This window comes from Brachybacterium sp. SW0106-09, from assembly GCF_001293905.1.
Classification (GTDB): domain Bacteria; phylum Actinomycetota; class Actinomycetes; order Actinomycetales; family Dermabacteraceae; genus Brachybacterium; species Brachybacterium conglomeratum.
On sequence record NZ_BCAK01000002.1, the window covers coordinates 138440 to 155485 of the forward strand.

Genomic DNA, 17046 nt, shown 5'->3' on the forward strand with positions numbered 1-17046 from the left:
GGCCGGGGTGAAGATCGTCATCGCAGGTCGCCGACGACGCCCTCCACCGCGGCGAGCAGCGTCCCGTCGGCCAGACGCGCCTCCGCCTCGGCGATGTCGGGGGCGAGGAAGCGGTCCGGGCCGGGCCCCTCGACGCTCTCCCGCAGCACCGCGATCGCGGCGGCGCTGCCGGCCGACGGGCTCAGCGGCGCCCGCAGGTCGATCGCGCGGGCGGCGGTGAGCAGCTCGATCGCGAGGACCCGGCGGAGGTTCTCGACACTGGTGCGGAGCTTGCGGGCGGCGTGCCAGCCCATCGAGACGTGGTCCTCCTGCATGGCGGAGGAGGGGATCGAGTCCACGCTCGCCGGCACCGCGAGACGCTTCATCTCGGAGACGAGGCCGGCCTGGGTGTACTGGGCGATCATGAAGCCGGAGTCCACGCCGGGGTCGTCGGCGAGGAAGGGCGGCAGGCCGTGGGAGCGGGACTTGTCGAGCATCCGGTCGGTGCGGCGCTCCGCGATCGAGGCGAGGTCCGCGGAGACGACGGCGAGGAAGTCGAGCACGTAGGCGACGGGGGCGCCGTGGAAGTTCCCGTTGGAGGTGACGGTGCCGTCCTCGAGCACGACGGGGTTGTCGATCGCGGAGGCGAGCTCGCGCTCGGCGACGGTGCGGGCGTGCTCGATCGTGTCCCGCACGCCGCCGGCGACCTGCGGGGCGCAGCGCAGCGAGTAGGCGTCCTGGACACGGGATCCCTCGGCGGCGACGTCGGCGATGATCCCGGAGCCCTCGAGCAGGGCGAGGATGTTCGCGGCCGACGCCTCCTGGCCGGGATGGGGGCGCAGCGGGGCGTGCAGCTCGGGGCGGAAGACCGTGTCGCGGCCGCGCAGGGCCTGCACGGACAGCGCCGTGGTGACGTCGGCGGTGCGCACCAGCTCGTCGAGGTCGGCCAGGGCCATCAGGAGCATGCCGAGCATGCCGTCCGTGCCGTTGATGAGGGCCAGGCCCTCCTTCTCCTCGAGCAGCACCGGCTCGATCCCCGCCTCGGCGAGCAGCTCCGGCACGGGCCGCTCCACGCCGTCGCGGTCGCGGGCGCGCCCCTCCCCCATCAGCACGATCGCGCAGTGGGAGAGCGGGGCGAGGTCGCCGGAGCAGCCGAGGGAGCCGTACTCGTGGACGATCGGGGTGATGCGGGCGTTCAGCAGCGCGAGCATCGTCTCGACGACGACGGGGCGCACGCCGGTGCGGCCGGAGGCGAGGGTGCGGGCGCGCAGCAGCATCAGGGCGCGCACCACCTCGGTCTCGACCTCGGGGCCGGCGCCGGCGGCGTGGGAGCGGATCAGGGAGCGCTGCAGGGCGTGGCGCATCGAGGGTGGGATGGACGTGTCGGCCAGCGCCCCGAAGCCGGTGGAGACGCCGTAGACGGGGGTCTCGCCCGCGGCGAGCGCGTCGATGTGGGCGCGGACGGAGGCGACCTGCTCGCGGGCGGCGGGGTCGAGCTGGACGCGGGCCCCTCGGCGGGCGACGGCGAGCACGTCGGCGGCGGTGAGGCCGGCGGCGGAGAGGGTGACGACGGGGCCGATGCTGGTGCTGGTCATGACGAGTCCTTTCAGGGGCGGGGCGCGCGGCGGCGGGGCCGCGCGAGTGCGGGGGCGAGGGCGGGCGCGGGCTACAGCAGCAGGTGCGCGAGCGGGCCGGTGATCAGGATCGTCAGCACCACCCGCACGAACCACAGCACCACCAGCCGGCCCACGTCCACGGGGATGCGGGTGGCCAGGACCGAGGGGACCAGCGCCGAGAAGAACACGATCTGGGAGACGGCGGTGACCCCGACGGTGAAGCGCAGCACCTCGGACTCGTGCCCGGCGACAACGGTGGCGGGCAGGAACATCTCGGCGATGCCGACGGAGACGGCCTTGCCGGCGAGCGCCGGGTCCGGCAGCTGCACGAGCCAGGCGAAGGGCACGAACAGCCATCCCAACAGGTCGAAGACCGGGGTGTAGGTGGCCAGCAGCAGCCCGGCGAGCCCGACGGAGAGGATCGAGGGGACGATCGCGGCGGCCATCAGCACGCCGTCCTTGACGGTGTCCCAGGTGCCGCGCACCACGCCCGGCGCGCCGTGGAGGGCGCGCATCGCCTCGTCCCAGGCCTGACGCAGCCGGCTCCCGGTCGAGACCGGCTCGGCCTGGTGCTCCACGCCCTCGAAGGGGACGTCGGGCACGCGGCTCAGCGGCGGGATCCGCACCGTGATCGCGGTGACCGCGAAGGTGACCACCAGGGTGAGGAAGAAGTACAGGGTCCAGTGGTGCATGATCTCGAGCGTGCTCGCGACGATGACCATGAAGGTCGCCGAGACGGTCGAGAAGCCGGTGGCGATGATCGCGGCCTCGCGGCCGGTGTAGCGGCCCTCGCGGTAGACCCGGTCGGTGATCAGCAGGGCGAGGGAATAGGAGCCGACGAAGGAGGCGACGGCGTCGACCGCGGCGCGGCCGGGCACCTTCCACAGCGGGCGCATGATCGGCTGGACCAGCACGCCGATGAACTCCATCAGCCCGTAGTTGATCAGCAGGGCGAGGAACACGGCGCCGACGGGCACGATGAGGCCGACGGGGATGCCGAGCTTCTCCCACAGGAAGGGGCCGATGTCGGGGTTGCCGAGCGGTCCCGGGTAGTAGCCGAGCGCCGCGCAGACCGCGACGACGAGCCCCACCACGTTCGCGACCGCGAAGACGGTGCGCAGCGCACCGCGGCGCCAGGAGCCGGTGACGAAGGGGCGCACGGTGCCCAGCAGCACCAGCGCCACCACCACCCACGGCACGGCCGGGCCCAGCACCCAGCGCACGAAGGTGAGGGCGTGGTCGACGAGGATCGTGGACTTCCCGCCGATCTCGACCGACACGAAGAACATCACCAGGCCGAGCGCGCTGTACACGAAGAAGCGCCAGCGCCGGTGCGGGACGGGCCGCTCAGTGCCGTCGGCGCAGGTCACGGACCGGGCGATGGCGGCGGCGGAGCGGTCGAAGGGCTCATGGGCAGGGCCGCGGCGCGGACCGGGAACGGCGTCGGACGAGGTCATCATCGAAGTCGTCCTTTCGTGGGGTGAGGAGGGGCGGGCGGGCTGTGGGAGGGCGGGCCATGCGTTCACTGGCGGTATGGGCGGATCCTCGGTCCTATGGCGGAACCGTCCCCACATTCCGCCGGTGAACGCGTCCGGCGAGGCAGGAAGACGGGGTGACGGAGCATCGGGGCGGTGGGACGGGGACGGGGTCAGGCGATCCGTTCGCCGCGTCGACGCACCTGATGGGTCAGCGGCATGCCGGGGCGGTAAGCGAGGTGGATCGCGGCAGGGGCGTCGAGCACGTGCAGGTCGGCGCGGGCGCCGGTCCCGAGATGGCCGACGTCGCTGCGGCGCAGGGCGAGGGCCCCGCCGCGGGTCGCGGCGCCCACGGCCTCGGCGAGGGAGAGGTGCATCTGCAGCACGGCGGTCGCGACGCAGAAGCTCATCGCGCTCGTGTAGCTGGTGCCGGGGTTGCAGTTCGAGGCGATCGCGAGGGCGGCGCCGGCATCGAGCAGCTCCCGGGCGGGGGCGAGCGGGGCGCGGGTGGAGAGGTCGCAGGCGGGCAGCACGGTCGCGACCGTCGGCCCGGCGTCCACGGCGAGGAGGCCGGGGGCGTCCCCGTCGGCCGTGGGCCGGGAGGCGGTCGCGGCGAGCGCCTCGACGTCCTCCGGCGCGAGGTGGTTGAGATGGTCGACGCTCGCGGCGCCGAGCGCGGCGGCGAGCGCGACGCCGCCGCTGCGGCCCAGCTGATTGCCGTGGACGCGGAGGCCCAGGCCCGCCGCGGCGCCGGCGCGCAGCACCCGCTCGGACCGGGCGGGGTCGAAGGCGCCCTCCTCGCAGAACACGTCGATCCAGCGCACGTGCTCCGCGACCGCCTCGAGCATCTCCCCCGCGACGAGATCGACGTACTCCTCCGCCCCGGGTCGGCCGTCCTGGCCGTCGTACTCGGAGGGGACGAGGTGCGCGCCGAGGAAGGTGACCTCGTCGAGCTCCCCGTCGGCCGCGAGGGCGGCGAGGAGGCGCGCGGCCCGGGCCTCGTCGGCGACGGTGAGGCCGTAGCCGGTCTTGGTCTCCATCGTGGTGGTGCCGCCGGCGGCGGCCTCCGCGAGCCGGGCCCGGACGAGGTCGCGCAGGCGCTCGTCGGACGCCTCCCGGGTCGCCGAGGTGGTCACGCCGATGCCGCCTGCGGCGTAGGCCTGCCCCGCCATCCGGGCCTCGAACTCGGCGGCGCGGTCGCCGTCGAAGACGAGGTGGGAGTGGGAGTCGACCCAGCCGGGCAGCACGGCCCGACCGCCGAGGTCCTCGCGCTCGTCGGCCGACGGGGCCTGCGGGGCGGGGCCGGTCCAGGCCACGCGGCCGTCCTCGATCACGAGGGCGGCCTCGCGCAGCACCTGCTCCTCGGTGACCTGCCCGGGGCGGGCGGGGTCGTCGAGGGCGGGGTCGAGGGTCCAGAGCTCGGAGATGCCGGTGAGCAGGGTCGAGGTCATGGCGTGCCTCCTCAGTCCCGGCGCACCGGGGTCATCGGGATGCGGACCCCGCGCTCGTGGGCGACCTGATCGGCGCGGGAGTAGCCGGCGTCGACGTGGCGGATCACGCCCATGGCGGGGTCGTTGGTGAGCAGGCGCTCGAGCTTGCGGCGGGCGAGCTCGGTGCCGTCGGCGACGCCGACCTGGCCGGCGTGGATCGAGCGGCCGATGCCGACGCCGCCGCCGTGGTGGATCGAGACCCAGGTCGCGCCGGAGCTGGTGGCGGTCAGGGCGTTCAGCAGCGGCCAGTCGGCGATCGCGTCGGAGCCGTCGAGCATCGACTCGGTCTCCCGGTAGGGGGAGGCGACGGAGCCGGAGTCGAGGTGGTCGCGGCCGATGACGATCGGGGCCTTGACCTTCCCGTCGCGCACGAGGTCGTTGAAGAGCATCCCGGCCTTGTGCCGCTCGCCGTAGCCGAGCCAGCAGATGCGGGCGGGCAGGCCCTCGAACTCGACGAACTCGTCGGCGGCGTCGAGCCAGCGGTGCAGGTGCTCGTTCTCGGGGAACAGCTCCTTCAGCGCCGCGTCGGTGACCTCGATGTCCTCGGGGTCGCCGGACAGCGCCACCCAGCGGAACGGGCCGAGGCCCTCGCAGAACAGCGGCCGGATGTAGGCGGGGACGAAGCCGGGGAACTCGAAGGCGCGGTCGTAGCCGGCGTGGCGGGCCTCGTCGCGGATCGAGTTGCCGTAGTCGAACACCTCGGCGCCCTCGTCCTGGAACTCGACCATGGCCTGGACCTGGCGCGCCATCGCCTCGCGGGCCTTCTTGGTGAAGCCCTCCTCGTCGGCCGCGGCCTCGCGCTGCCAGTCCTCGACGGCGACCTCGGTGGGCAGGTAGCTCAGCGGGTCGTGGGCGGAGGTCTGGTCGGTGACCACGTCGATCTGCAGGTCACCGGCCCGGTGGCGCTCGAGCAGGGCGGGGAAGACCTCGGCCGCGTTGCCGACGATGCCGATGGACAGGCCCCGCTTCTCGGCCTTGGCCGCGTTCGCGCGGGCGATCGCGTCGTCGAGGTCGTCGGCGATCTCGTGGCAGTAGCGCTTGGCGACGCGGCGCTCGAGGCGGGTGCGGTCCACGTCCACGATCAGGCAGACGCCGTCGTTGAGGGTGACGGCCAGCGGCTGCGCGCCGCCCATGCCGCCGCAGCCGCCGGTGAGGGTGATGGTGCCGGCCAGGGTGCCGCCGAAGCGCTTCTGTGCGACGGCCGCGAAGGTCTCGAAGGTGCCCTGGAGGATGCCCTGGGTGGCGATGTAGATCCAGGACCCGGCGGTCATCTGGCCGTACATCATCAGGCCCTCGGCCTCGAGCCGGCGGAACTCGGGCCAGGTCGCCCAGTCGCCGACGAGGTTGGAGTTCGCCAGCAGCACGCGCGGCGCCCACTCGTTCGTGCGCAGCACGCCGACGGGCTTGCCGGACTGGACCAGCAGGGTCTCGTCGTCCTCGAGGTCCTTGAGGGTGTCGACGATCGCGTCGAAGGCCTCCCAGGAGCGGGCGGCGCGGCCGGTGCCGCCGTAGACGACGAGATCGTCGGGCCGCTCGGCGACCTCCGGGTCGAGGTTGTTCATGAGCATGCGCAGCGGCGCCTCGGTCTGCCAGGACCTGGCGGTGAGGTCGGTGCCGCGGTCGGCGCGGACGGGACGGGCTCCGGGGAGGGACATCGTCGGCTCCTTCGTCGAGTGGTGTCTCGGGGTTCCCCACAGGACACCACCGCCACAGGGTCGGGTCGAGAGGCGGGACCGGAGTGATGTCCGGAATACCGGACGCCCAGAGCCGCTCGTCAGCTCCGCGCGCTCGCGGTGGCCACGATCTCCGCGAGGATCTCCCGGACCCGCTCGGGCTGCTCGACCCACGGCAGGTGCCCTGCCTCGGGGACGACCCTCTTGCGGGGAGCTCGGGCATGGGCGGCCAGCGAGACCACGGGACCGACGGGGCGGGGGTCCTGCATGCCGTGGAGGAACGTGATCGGGCAGCGGACCGCGGTCGCCCAGGTGATCTGGTCCATGTCGTCGAAGCGCATCAGCGCACGATTGACCTGGTGGGCGATCGCGTGCGGAGAGGTCGCCATCGGTTCGGCGAGGTCGTAGCCGGACCGGGGATCGGCGTAGTCCGTCGCCCAGCTGAGACGTCGCCACTCCACCTCCTCGTCGGCGGTGCGCTGCCGTCCGTCCAGCGCGGCGAAGCGCTCCGCCCAGGGCGCGAGGCGGCGCGCCCGCTCGGCCCGGTACGGGGTGCGCCAGTCGCCCACTCCCACCCCGTCCACGTACCCGAGGGCGGAGACCCGGTCGGGATGGGTACCGGCGTGCGCGAGGGCGAGGATCGCCCCGAAGGAGTGGCCGACGAGGGCGACCCGCTCGTGCCCGAAGGCCCGGCGCAGCTCCTCGATGTCCTCGACGAAGCGCGCGATGGTGAGGTCGGCGGGCGGGTCGACGGGGGCTCCTGGTGCCCCGCCGCTCCCGTCGGGACCCGTCGAGTGCCCGCAGCGCCGCTGGTCGTAGCGGTGCACGGTCGCGCGGCCCGCCAGCAGTCCGGCGAGCGGGGCGAGGTAGTCCCAGAGCCCCGGGCCGCCGTGGACCAGGATCACCGCAGGGGCGTCGGCAGGCCCTGGGTCGGTCCAGGTCGCCAGGCGGGCGCCGTCGCTCATCGTCACGAAGTCCATGCCCGCACGCTACGGCCCGGCGGGCGCCCGGTCACCTTCCGGTCGGGGACGTCCCCGCCGTCTCCGCCCGCCCGCCGAGTCGCCGTGTGATCTCCTCCGCGCCGCGGCGCACGGAGGTGGCGAGGCGCTTGCGCTCGGCGGGGCCGACGCGAGCCTCGACGAAGGTCAGCGCCACGGCGGCGGCGGGCCAGCCGGCGTGATCGCGCACCACGGCGGCGACCGAGCCCATCTCGTCGCTGACCTCGCCGGACTCGCTCGCGATCCCCTCTGCGCGCACGGCCGTCAGCAGCTCCCTCAGCTCCTTCGGAGTGGCGGGGCCGGGTGCGTCGGTGCGGGCGGCGAAGTCGGCGGCGGTGCCGTAGAGGGCACGGAGCTGGGGGGCGGGCAGGTGAGCGAGGATCGCGCGGCCGCTCGCCGTGAGATGGGCGGGGATCCGCACGCCGACGTCGGTGACGAGGCTCGGCCGGTTCCGGGCGCGCTCCTCGACCACGTAGAGCACGTCACGCCCATGCAGCACTGCGAGATGCCCGCTCTCCCCCACCTCGTCGACCATCGCCTCGACCACGCGGCGACCGATCCGAGCCAGCGGCTCCTGACGCAGATAGGCCCCGGAGAGCTCGTGCGCGGCCGGCCCCAGCCCGTACAGCCGCTCCTGGTCAAGGTGCAGGACGTAGCCGTGCTCGACGAGGGTCGCCAGCAGGTCGTAGGTGCGGGAGCGCGGCAGGTCCAGCTCCTCGGCGATGCGCGCGGCGGCGACGGGGGCGCGGCACGAGGCGAGGAAGGTCAGCAGACGCAGCGTCGCGTCGGCCGCCGGGACTTTCGGGGTGGCCATGGCCGAAGCATGCCACCGACGCCCCCGAGGCGCAGCGGGACGGGCCGGCCCTCAGCGCGTCGACGCCGGCTCTGCCCCGTCCTCCCCGCCGGCGGACCGCAGGCTCTGCGCCTCCCGCTCCGCCCGCACCAGCTCCCAGGTGCGCACGAGCCGGGGCAGGGTGAGGATCACCAGGCCGCCGACCATGTTCAACGGGATCACCCACGCGCACCAGACCAGCCACTGGAGGTAGGTGGTCTCGGCGCCGGCGTGCATGGCCGCGAAGATCACCGCGGAGCTCAGCGCGCCGTGGAACATGTTCAGCCCCACCACCAGCAGCCCGGAGATGAGAGAGTTCGCGAGGGTCGCGATGCCCTCGCTGGAGCCCTGGCTCATCCTCGTCACCAGCGTGATCGTGAAGCCGGCCAGGATCGCGAGGGAGGCCGTCTCGAGTGTGAGGCCGGGTTCCATGTACTGCGCGGTCGACTCCAGCAGCACGTCCTCGAAGTGCGGGAACGCCGCGACGACCAGCCAGGTCAGCGCCCAGCCGCCGGCGAGGTTGGTCACCAGCGTCACGCTCCACAGCCGCAGCAGCTGCCACCAGGTGCCGTGTCCGGCCACGATGGCGTTGATCGGGACCAGGAACTCCTCGGTGAACAGCTCCGAGTGCGCCAGCCGCAGCGCGTACAGGCCGACGCCGAAGGCGAGCCCGCCCAGCAGCTTCGAGCCGGTCGCGTCCATCACCGCGAGCATCGCCAGCAGACCGAGCCCCACGTCGATCCCGCCGAAGAGCCCCGTGACCACCAGCGCTCGCCAGGTGCGGTTGAGCCGGTTCGCGCCCTCGGAGACGGTGTTCTCGAACTCCTGGACCAGGGCGTCCTCGACCGCGTGGTCGCTCGCGCCGAGACGTCGGCGCTCCTCGGTCTGGCCCGGACGGTCGCTGCGTGCCATCGTGACTCCTCGTCGTGCGGGTGCCGGTCTCGTCGTGCGGTTCTCGATCGTCCCACGTGCGCGGATCCGGCTTCGACCTGCCCGGACACCGCCTCTCGCCGTCAGGGCCGCAGCGTCCGGTGCGCCGGACGCCCGTGGTTCCCGCGCCGGATCGGCGGCGGGTCCACGGTGCCATGATGGGAGGAACCTACCCCCTTGGAGAGCCGACGAGGAGCCTTCGATGACGACCTCTTCCACCCCTGCCTCCGCGTGGACCGGACGGCACGACGGCGACGGCCCTGAGCACGCCCGCTGGCACCAGGCGGTGCAGGTCGTGCGCCGCGGAGAGGCCGACGGCGACGGCCCGTCGGGAGAGGTCGCGGAGGCAGGTGCCGCCGTCCCGGACCCGGCCGCGGACCACGTCGCGCTGCTCGGATTCCGCTCCGACGAGGGGGTGCGGCGCAACCGCGGTCGCGTCGGCGCGGCCGACGGTCCCGCGGCCCTGCGCCGCGCGCTCGCCCCGCTCGCCCTGCACGGGCCGCTCGCGCACGGCGAGGTCCAGCTGCACGACCTGGGCGATGCGGAGACCGTCGGCGAGGACCTCGAGGCGGGGCAGGCCGCGGCCGCGGCGCTGACCGCGCACGGCCTGGACCGGGCCGGATCACGCCTGACCGTGGTGCTCGGCGGCGGGCACGAGACCGCCTGGTCCTCGTACCTGGGGCTGATCGGCTCCGGCTTCGGCCCGCGGGCCGGTCAGCGCTGGGGCGTGCTGAACCTCGATACGCACTTCGATCTGCGCAGCGAGCCGCGCCCCACCTCCGGCACGCCCTTCGCGCAGATGGCCGAGGCGGAGCACGCCGCGGGCCGCGAGCTGCGCTATGCGGTGCTCGGGATCGCGGAACCCTCGAACACCGGCGCGCTGTTCGAGAAGGCGCGAGGGCTGGGCGTCACCTGGTGGACCGACGAGCAGTGCCTCGCCGCCGGCGCCGAGGGGATCACCCGCTTCGTGGAGCAGTTCGCCGCGGAGCTCGACGTCCTCTACCTGACGATCGACCTGGACGTGCTCCCGGCCGCGGTCGCGCCGGGCGTCTCGGCGCCGGCCGCGCACGGGGTGCCGCTGCCGCTGATCGCCGCGGCCGTCCGCACCGCGGCGGGCTCCGGGAAGCTGGCGCTGCTGGACGTGGTGGAGCTGAACCCGTCCCTCGACATCGACTCCCGCACCGCCCGTGCCGCCGCGCGGCTCATCGACGACGCGGTGCGCACGGTGACCGGCGCGAAAGCCTGACCTCCCTGTCCCTCGCCCCCGCAAGCTCCCCAGCACCCCAGCACCCCAGCACCCCAGCACCCCAGCACCCCAGCACCCCAGCTCATGGTCGCCCGCTGGCGCAGGGCGTACCAGTACGCCTATATAGGCGTAGCGGTACGCCACACGCCATCAGTCGACCACCGGACTCCGCCCTCGTGCCGGTGCGGAGCACGGCGCGCGGGGCTCGTCGTGCAGGGTCCTCTCGTGGCAGGCGGCGGGAAAGGGCGCGAGGGCCGGCGGTGCGGGGAGGTCTCGGCGGTGCAGCGGCACCGCCGGCGCGGCCTCAGAGCAGCAGCGTCTGGACGAGCGTCACTGCGGCGACGCCCGCGAGCAGCGCCGCGAACAGCAGGGTCAGCGTCGAGGGGCGCGCCTTCGCCGACAGCGGCCCGCCGAGCACGCCGCCGACGGCGGAGCCGGCCGCGAAGACCAGGGTGGTCGCCCAGTCGACCTGCACGTCGGTGCCGAGGCGGGCGAGCAGGCTGGTGGCGGTCGCGATGATCATGACCAGCAGGCTCGTGCCGGAGGCGCGACGCATCGCGAGCCCCAGCGCGATCACCAGCATGGGCACGACGATGAACCCGCCACCCACGCCGAAGAAGCCGGTGAGGCAGCCGGTGAGCGAGGCGGCGGCGATCACGGATCCCAGCCGCGGGGAGGGCGGCGCGGCCGGCGCGAACGGCGGGTCGGGCTCGCCGTGATGGTGCTGCAGCCCGTCGGCCGTCGCGACCGTGTCGGGGCCGGGCTGATCCAGGACCGGGTCGTCGTGGGAGGCGATGGGGGCGTCCCCGTCGGCGAGCGGGGTGGTGCCGAGGGCGGCGGCCTCCGCGTCCTCCGTCCGACGGGTGCGCAGACCGCGGCGCAGCATCGCCGCGGCGACGACCGCGAGCATGACCCCGAACAGGGTCAGCAGCACATCGGGCGGGACCAGGGCCGACAGCCGCGAGCCGAGGACGGCGCCGACCACCGACACCGCCGCGAACACGAGCCCCGCCCGCCACTCCACGTTCCGCTGCCGTGCATGATGGGGCAGGCTCGCCAACGCCGTGATCAGCACGATCACGAGGCTCGAGGCGGTCGCGGCATGCGGCGGCATGCCCAGCAGGAACACCAGCACCGGCACCGCCAGGATCCCCCCGCCCGCGCCGAGCGCCCCGACCACGATCCCGACCCCGAGGCCGACGCCGATCGCGAGCAGGACGAGCTCCATCGGGGGTCTCCTTCGGGCGGGGGCGCGGGCCGGCTCATCGTATCAGGGGCAGAGCGCGGGCCTGCGGCGATAGACTCGCACCACCCCTCGGAGAGGAGCGGACATGATCCCGGATCCGCGCACCGGCACCCCGGCGCCGCTGGACCCTGCCTCGCCCGCGATGGGCGAACGGATCGTGGAGGCGTGGCGGCGCGGCGCGCTCGTGCTCCCGCTCGGCGAGGACGACGCCACTCCCCTGCGCCTGCCCGGCCTGCACAAGTCCGCCCTGCCGCCCTCCCTCTCGGGCCAGGCGCGGGTGTCGCTGGCCGGGGTGGGCGAGCGCTTCGCCGCCTGGCGCGTGACCCCGCAGGAGAACGCGCCGGTCATCGTGCGGATCGCGCATGTCGCCCCCGAGGAGCTGCACCAGGACCTGGGCCACGAGATCGCGGCGCTGACCCTGATCCCGCCGGAGGCCGGCCCCGATCCGATCGCCGTGCACGACGACGCCGCGACCAGCCCGCTCGGCCACCCCTGCGTCGTCACCACCGAGATCCCGGGCGTGGCCGCAGCGCCCGAGGCCTGGACGGGCGCGCACCTGCGCTCCCATGCCCGGCTCCTCGCCCGCCTCCACGCCGTGCCCGCCCCGGGCCGCGGACCGGTGAGCTTCGGGGAGGACCCGTGGGCGGCGGTCCCCGTCGGCCCCCAGGCGCTGCTGCCCGAGGTGGAGGCCGAGGTCGAGTCCTGGCGCGCCCGGCACGGCACGCTGCTCGCCGAGCACGGGCTCGAGCCCTTCCTCGAGGCGGCGCTCGCCCGCATCGCCGGCATCGAGGACCAGATCGCGCAGCTGGACGGCTTCGCGCTCTGCCACGGCGACCTGTGCTCGACGAACATCCTGTGGGACGGCATCGACCCGTCGACCGGCCTGCCGCGCGTGCAGTACATCGACTACGAGTGGGCGCAGGGCGACGACCCCGCCCGGGATCTCGCGATCATCGGCGGTCCCGTGCACGGCGGGCCCTGGTACGTGCCGCTCGCGGAGGAGCAGGTCATGGCCTTCGTCGACGAGTACGTGCGGGCGCGCGGCGAGCTCGGCGAGGTGCCCGCGGGGATCGCCGACGTCGGTGCGCTGCGCGAGCGGATGCGGGCGTGGACCGCCTACGAGCGCACCGCGATGCTCGTGCACGTCGCCTCGCGCGCCGCGACCCGCGCCTCCCATCGTCAGGTGCTGCCGGTGCTGCGGGGCACCCTCGCCGCGGAGCTCGGCCTGGACGGCTGACTGTCCTCCCCACCACATCGCCCACCTGCACAGTGGCGCGATCACGTCACCCTCTGCTTACGGTGGGCCCATGAGCGACTTCGTGAAGAACGCATCGAACGCCCCCAGGGGGCACATCGCGGCCGAGGCCGCAGGCTTGCGCTGGCTCGCCGAGCCCGGTGCCGTCCCCGTGGTCGAGGTGCTCGAGGAGAAGAAGGACTCCCTGCGTCTGGTGCGCCTGGAGCCCGTCGGCCCGACCCCCGAGGCGGCCCGCGAGTTCGGCCGACGCCTCGCCCGCCTGCACGACGCCGGCGCGCCCGGCTTCGGCTGGTCCCCCGCCGACCCGGCTTTCTTCGGCCCGCTCGAGAACCCCTTCCCCGTCTCGACCCGCGTCGAGGAGGAGTTCGCGGTGTACTGGGCCGAGGAGCGGCTGCGCCCCCTGGCCGACAAGGTCACCCGCACCCTCGGCGCCGACGGGCACGACACCGTCGACGAGGCGATCGACGTGATCGCCGACGGCGCCTACGACGGCATCAGCGGCCAGGGAAGGGAGAAGCCGAGCCGCGTGCACGGCGACCTGTGGTCCGGGAACCTGATGTGGACGGCCGACGGGGTGACCCTCATCGACCCCTCCGCGCACGGCGGCCACCGCCTCGAGGACCTCGCGATGCTCTCCCTCTTCGACGCCCCGCACCTCGAGGAGATCTTCGAGGGCTACACCGAGGAGCACCCGCTGCCCGGCGACTGGGAGCAGGACCTGCCCGCGCACCTCTTCTTCGGGCTGCTCGCCCATGTGCACCTCTTCGGCGAGGCGTACGTGGACCAGACGATCTCCACCGCCGAGGCGATCATCGCGCGGGCGGACGAGCTGGGCTTCTGAGCCTCACCCCTCGCGCCACCGCCGGGCGAGCTCTCCGGGCGTCGACCCCGTCGCGGTGTGGACGTCGTGGGTGAAGTGGGACTGGTCGGCATAGCCGAGCCGTGCCGCGAGCGCGGCGAGGTCCTCGTCGCCGCGCAGCCCGTCGGCCGCCTCGTGCAGCCGCCGCCGCCGGATCAGCCACGCGGGCGTGAGGCCGAGCCGCCTGCCGGTGAGCCGCTGCAGCGCACGCTCCCCGAGCCCGAAGCGGCTGCACAGCTGCCCGACCTCGCACAGCGCCGGGTCGTTCTCGACCTCCTCGACGATCGCGTCGATCAGGAGGTCCTCCTCCCGGGGTGGACCGAGCCCGGCGATGCGCTCCTCCACGAGCGCGCAGCACGCCGCATGGACCTCGTCCTCGTCGGGCCCCTGCGCCATCAGCTCCCGCAGCGGCGCCGTGAGGCCGGCGAGCGCCGCGACCCCTTCGAGCTCCCGATGGCCGCCGGCGAGCTCGCGGAGCCCTCCCCCGTGCAGCACGGCGCCCGCGGCCGGGGCGAACATGACGCCGAAGCCCCAGGAGCAGCCCTCGAGCACCGTGGTGGAGAGCCCGGGATTCGGGCCGACGAATCGCGAGTAGGCGGGGGTCGTGATCATGAGGCAGACGGGGAACTGCAGCACCCGCTGCTCGGCCCGCTCCCCCTCCGGCACGTCCCAGACCGGGATCCAGTAGCGGCGCAGCCAGGGGCGCAGCGAGGCGGGCGGGAGCCGGCGGTGGATGGTGAAGCTGCGGTCGGCCGGGTCGCGCAGATGCGCCCGCTCGATGTCGTCCGACGCGCGTGAGGCCATGGCCGCACAGTAGCCGTGTCCGGCGGTGCCGCCCCGGTGACGACCCCGCGGACACGAGTCACCGGCGCCGGGACCGCCGACCCTTCGCCTCGGATCCGGCCCGTCGGCGGCGGTGTCGGGAATCCACAAGACCGCCCGACGGGTGCTCCGTAGCGTCGACCTCGCCCGCCCGGGACGTCCGGGACGGCGACGAAGGAGGAGACATGAGCACCACTGCACGACCCGCCGCCGGCCCCGACGCCGCGACCCGCTGGCGCGAGCGGTCCGCGCCGTTCACCGCGGAGGTGGAGGCGGTCGCCGACTGGGACGCGCCGAGCCCCTGCGAGGGCTGGACCGCTCGTGACGTGCTCATCCACGTCATCGACACCGAGCGGGAGTTCCTGGTGGGCGTCGGCCTCATCGCCGACGAGCGCCCCGCCGAAGAGAGCCCTGCGGACGAGAACCCTGCAGGGGAGACCGGCGAGGCGGTTGCGGACCCGGCCGCGCGCTGGGCCGCGCACCTCGACGTGGTCGAGGCGCTCCTGGCCGACCCCGCCGCGGCCTCCCGCCCCCACGACGGGGCCTTCGGTCCGACGACCGTCGGTGACGTGCTGCTGGACTTCTACGGCTTCGACCTGATCGTCCATCGCTGGGACCTGGCCAGGTCACAGGGCCGCGACGCCCGCCTCACCGAGGCCGAGCTCGCGCTGGTCGACGCCGCGGTGGACGGCTGGGGCGAGCATGCCTACGCCCCCGGCATCTTCGGCGCGCCCGTGGACGTGCCCGGCGGGGCCGATGCCCAGACCCGGGTGCTCGCGAGGACCGGCCGCCGCGGCTGAGACACACCCCCTCCGCCGGCCCCGGCCACCACGCCTGCCCTCACGCCGAGTGGTGCATGTGGACTGCCATGACCTGCACATAGCGGTCCACATGCACCACTCGGCGTCGGAGAAGGGCGCCGACGCATTCGGGAGGCGTGCACCGACGCGATCGAGACGTGGCCTTGTGTCGGAATGAGTGGCCATTCCGGCACAAGGCCACGTCTCGATGGAGGTCCTGGGGGTCTGCCCCCGGTCCGGTGGCCGATGCTCAGCGGCGGGGACTCAGTGGTCGTGGCCCTCGTGGTCGTCCTCGGCGCCGCCGGCATCGCTGGCGCCGTGGTCGTGGCCGTCCTCGTCGGCGTGGTCGCGGCCCTCGTGGCCCTCCTCGCCCTCCGACTCGCTCGCGCCCGGGGAGACCTCGTACTCGCCGGAGGCGGTGCCGGTGGTCACCTGGATCTCGTGCGGGACGACGGGCAGGTCGAGCTCGCGGTAGACCTCGCCGCTGGCGACATCGACCATGCTGAGCTTCTTCGCCTCGGGGTCGACGACGAAGGCGGTGCCGTCGGCGACCGAGAGCATCGGGCCGGCCTCCTGCCAGTTCTCGCCCTCCTCCCACTCACCGGTCACGGGGACCTCGTGGAGGATCTCGCCGCTCTCGGGGTCCAGGATGTTCAGCTCCCCGTCGTAGGTGAGCACGAGCGCCTCTCCGTCGGGGCCGCGGTCGAGGCTGCGGAACCAGTACGGGGAGCCGAGGTCGACGAGCTGCTGGGTCGCGTCGCGCGTGTCGATCAGCGCGATCTCGGTGGGGCGCTCGATGCCGCCGGCGGGCTCGGCCTCGACCTTGTGGTCCGCGAGCACGATCGGGGATTCCTCGTGGCCCTTCTGGTTGCCGGAGCGCTGGTAGTCGCCGTCGATCGCGACCTTGTGGAACTCGCCGTCGCGGTAGATCACCGAGCCGTTCTCGCAGCCCAGCGAGATGACGTCGCCGGACTCGGTGGGCTGCGCGGCGGCCTCGCCGTGCACGCCGGGGCAGTCGTCGGTCTCGGCGACGACCTTGCCGTCGGCGTCGAGGACCTGGACGGTGCTGCGCGCGTCCTCGGTGCCCTGGGTGGTGAGCAGCCCGCCGTCGGACAGCGGCACGGCGACGCCGTGGTGCGGGTCCTCGGTCGCGGTCTCCTCGAGCACGTCGAGCTGGCCCTCGCCGAGGGCGGTGGGGTCGATCAGGGTGATGTCGCCGGTGCCGTCGGCGAAGATCGCGGTGCGGTCGCCGTGGGGGATGACGTGGCCGGGCATCGGGGCCTCGAGGGAGAGGTCGGTGAGCGCCGGGTCCTGGACGTAGTAGTCGAAGTGGTCGCCGTGGCCCTGGGCGAGCAGGCCGGTGTCGTACATGGTCACGGCGTCGGAGGCGCTGACCGCGACGTGGCGGCCGTCGCCGGCCGGGTTCAGCCGCACGTACCCCTCGACGGGGGTCTCGTTCAGCACGGAGCCGTCGGCCGAGTCGAGGGTGACGACACCGCCCTCGTGGGCGAGGACGATACGGGGGCTGAGCGCGCCGACCTCGGTGCGGACCGAGGACGGGGACTCGGCGGCCCCGGCCTCCTCCCCCCCGCCGTCGGAGGCTCCGCCGTCGGCGCCGGAGCCGCGGGCGGAGAGCGCGAGCACGCCCGCGCCGAGGAGCGCGACGGCACGCCGCTTCATGACAATGTTTCTCATCAGGTGCATGCCAGGAAGCTACCAGCGAATGAGAATCTTTCGCAATTGGAGAGCGGCGACCTGAATCACGACAGTCGTGAGGGGCCGACAGTATCGAGTGCTGCATGGAGCCGGGAGGCCCCCCGCACGA

General features: G+C 74.0%; 14 protein-coding genes. 4 read left to right on the forward strand and 10 right to left on the reverse strand.

The features are described from left to right. Positions 1-17 precede the first annotated feature (17 nt). The 7 genes from hutH to Y09_RS02065 form a co-directional block, all read right to left on the reverse strand. A complete protein-coding gene (hutH, locus tag Y09_RS02035) occupies positions 18-1574 on the reverse strand; it encodes a histidine ammonia-lyase (protein ID WP_053915995.1) in 1557 nt (518 codons plus the stop codon). Between the two features lie 71 nt (positions 1575-1645). Beyond that, positions 1646-3055 (reverse strand): YjiH family protein, encoded by a 1410-nt coding sequence (locus Y09_RS02040; protein ID WP_082358583.1) that lies wholly within the window; start codon positions 3053-3055, stop codon positions 1646-1648. 188 nt (positions 3056-3243) lie between these two features. Next, positions 3244-4521, reverse strand: coding sequence for an amidohydrolase family protein (locus Y09_RS02045; protein ID WP_082358584.1), 1278 nt, complete (start codon positions 4519-4521; stop codon positions 3244-3246). Between the two features lie 11 nt (positions 4522-4532). Continuing rightward, positions 4533-6215 (reverse strand): urocanate hydratase, encoded by a 1683-nt coding sequence (gene hutU, locus Y09_RS02050; RefSeq protein WP_053915996.1) that lies wholly within the window; start codon positions 6213-6215, stop codon positions 4533-4535. Between the two features lie 119 nt (positions 6216-6334). Then, positions 6335-7213 carry an alpha/beta fold hydrolase gene (locus Y09_RS02055; protein WP_053915997.1) on the reverse strand — a complete coding sequence of 293 codons (879 nt, stop codon included), beginning with the start codon at positions 7211-7213 and terminating at the stop codon, positions 6335-6337. Between the two features lie 31 nt (positions 7214-7244). Then, on the reverse strand, positions 7245-8045 hold the full coding sequence (locus tag Y09_RS02060) for an IclR family transcriptional regulator (protein ID WP_053915998.1): 801 nt from the start codon (positions 8043-8045) through the stop codon (positions 7245-7247). Positions 8046-8096: 51 nt separating this feature from the next. Beyond that, positions 8097-8975, reverse strand: a complete 879-nt coding sequence (locus tag Y09_RS02065) for a formate/nitrite transporter family protein (protein ID WP_053915999.1) — start codon at positions 8973-8975, stop codon at positions 8097-8099. Positions 8976-9195: 220 nt separating this feature from the next. Between Y09_RS02065 and hutG the strand changes: the two genes are divergently transcribed. Further along, entirely contained in the window at positions 9196-10239 is a 1044-nt protein-coding gene (hutG, locus tag Y09_RS02070) for a formimidoylglutamase (protein ID WP_053916000.1), read from the forward strand. 304 nt (positions 10240-10543) lie between these two features. Here the strand turns inward: hutG and Y09_RS02075 are convergent, their stop codons facing one another. After that, a complete protein-coding gene (locus tag Y09_RS02075; RefSeq protein WP_053916001.1) occupies positions 10544-11467 on the reverse strand; it encodes a sulfite exporter TauE/SafE family protein in 924 nt (307 codons plus the stop codon). Positions 11468-11570: 103 nt separating this feature from the next. Between Y09_RS02075 and Y09_RS02080 the strand changes: the two genes are divergently transcribed. Both Y09_RS02080 and Y09_RS02085 read left to right on the forward strand, forming a co-directional pair. Then, positions 11571-12722 carry a phosphotransferase family protein gene (locus Y09_RS02080; protein WP_053916002.1) on the forward strand — a complete coding sequence of 384 codons (1152 nt, stop codon included), beginning with the start codon at positions 11571-11573 and terminating at the stop codon, positions 12720-12722. 25 nt (positions 12723-12747) lie between these two features. Continuing rightward, positions 12748-13581 (forward strand): fructosamine kinase family protein, encoded by an 834-nt coding sequence (locus Y09_RS02085; protein ID WP_159419629.1) that lies wholly within the window; start codon positions 12748-12750, stop codon positions 13579-13581. Positions 13582-13584: 3 nt separating this feature from the next. On the opposite strand, the gene Y09_RS02090 is transcribed toward Y09_RS02085, so the two are convergent. Further along, positions 13585-14403, reverse strand: coding sequence for a helix-turn-helix domain-containing protein (locus tag Y09_RS02090; protein WP_053916004.1), 819 nt, complete (start codon positions 14401-14403; stop codon positions 13585-13587). Positions 14404-14606: 203 nt separating this feature from the next. Here Y09_RS02090 and Y09_RS02095 point away from each other — a divergent pair, with 203 nt between their 5' ends. Continuing rightward, complete coding sequence (locus Y09_RS02095) at positions 14607-15221, forward strand: TIGR03086 family metal-binding protein (RefSeq protein WP_053916005.1); 615 nt, start codon at positions 14607-14609, stop codon at positions 15219-15221. Between the two features lie 264 nt (positions 15222-15485). Here the strand turns inward: Y09_RS02095 and Y09_RS02100 are convergent, their stop codons facing one another. Further along, positions 15486-16925, reverse strand: a complete 1440-nt coding sequence (locus Y09_RS02100; protein WP_234695598.1) for a hypothetical protein — start codon at positions 16923-16925, stop codon at positions 15486-15488. Between the last annotated feature and the right edge of the window lie 121 nt (positions 16926-17046).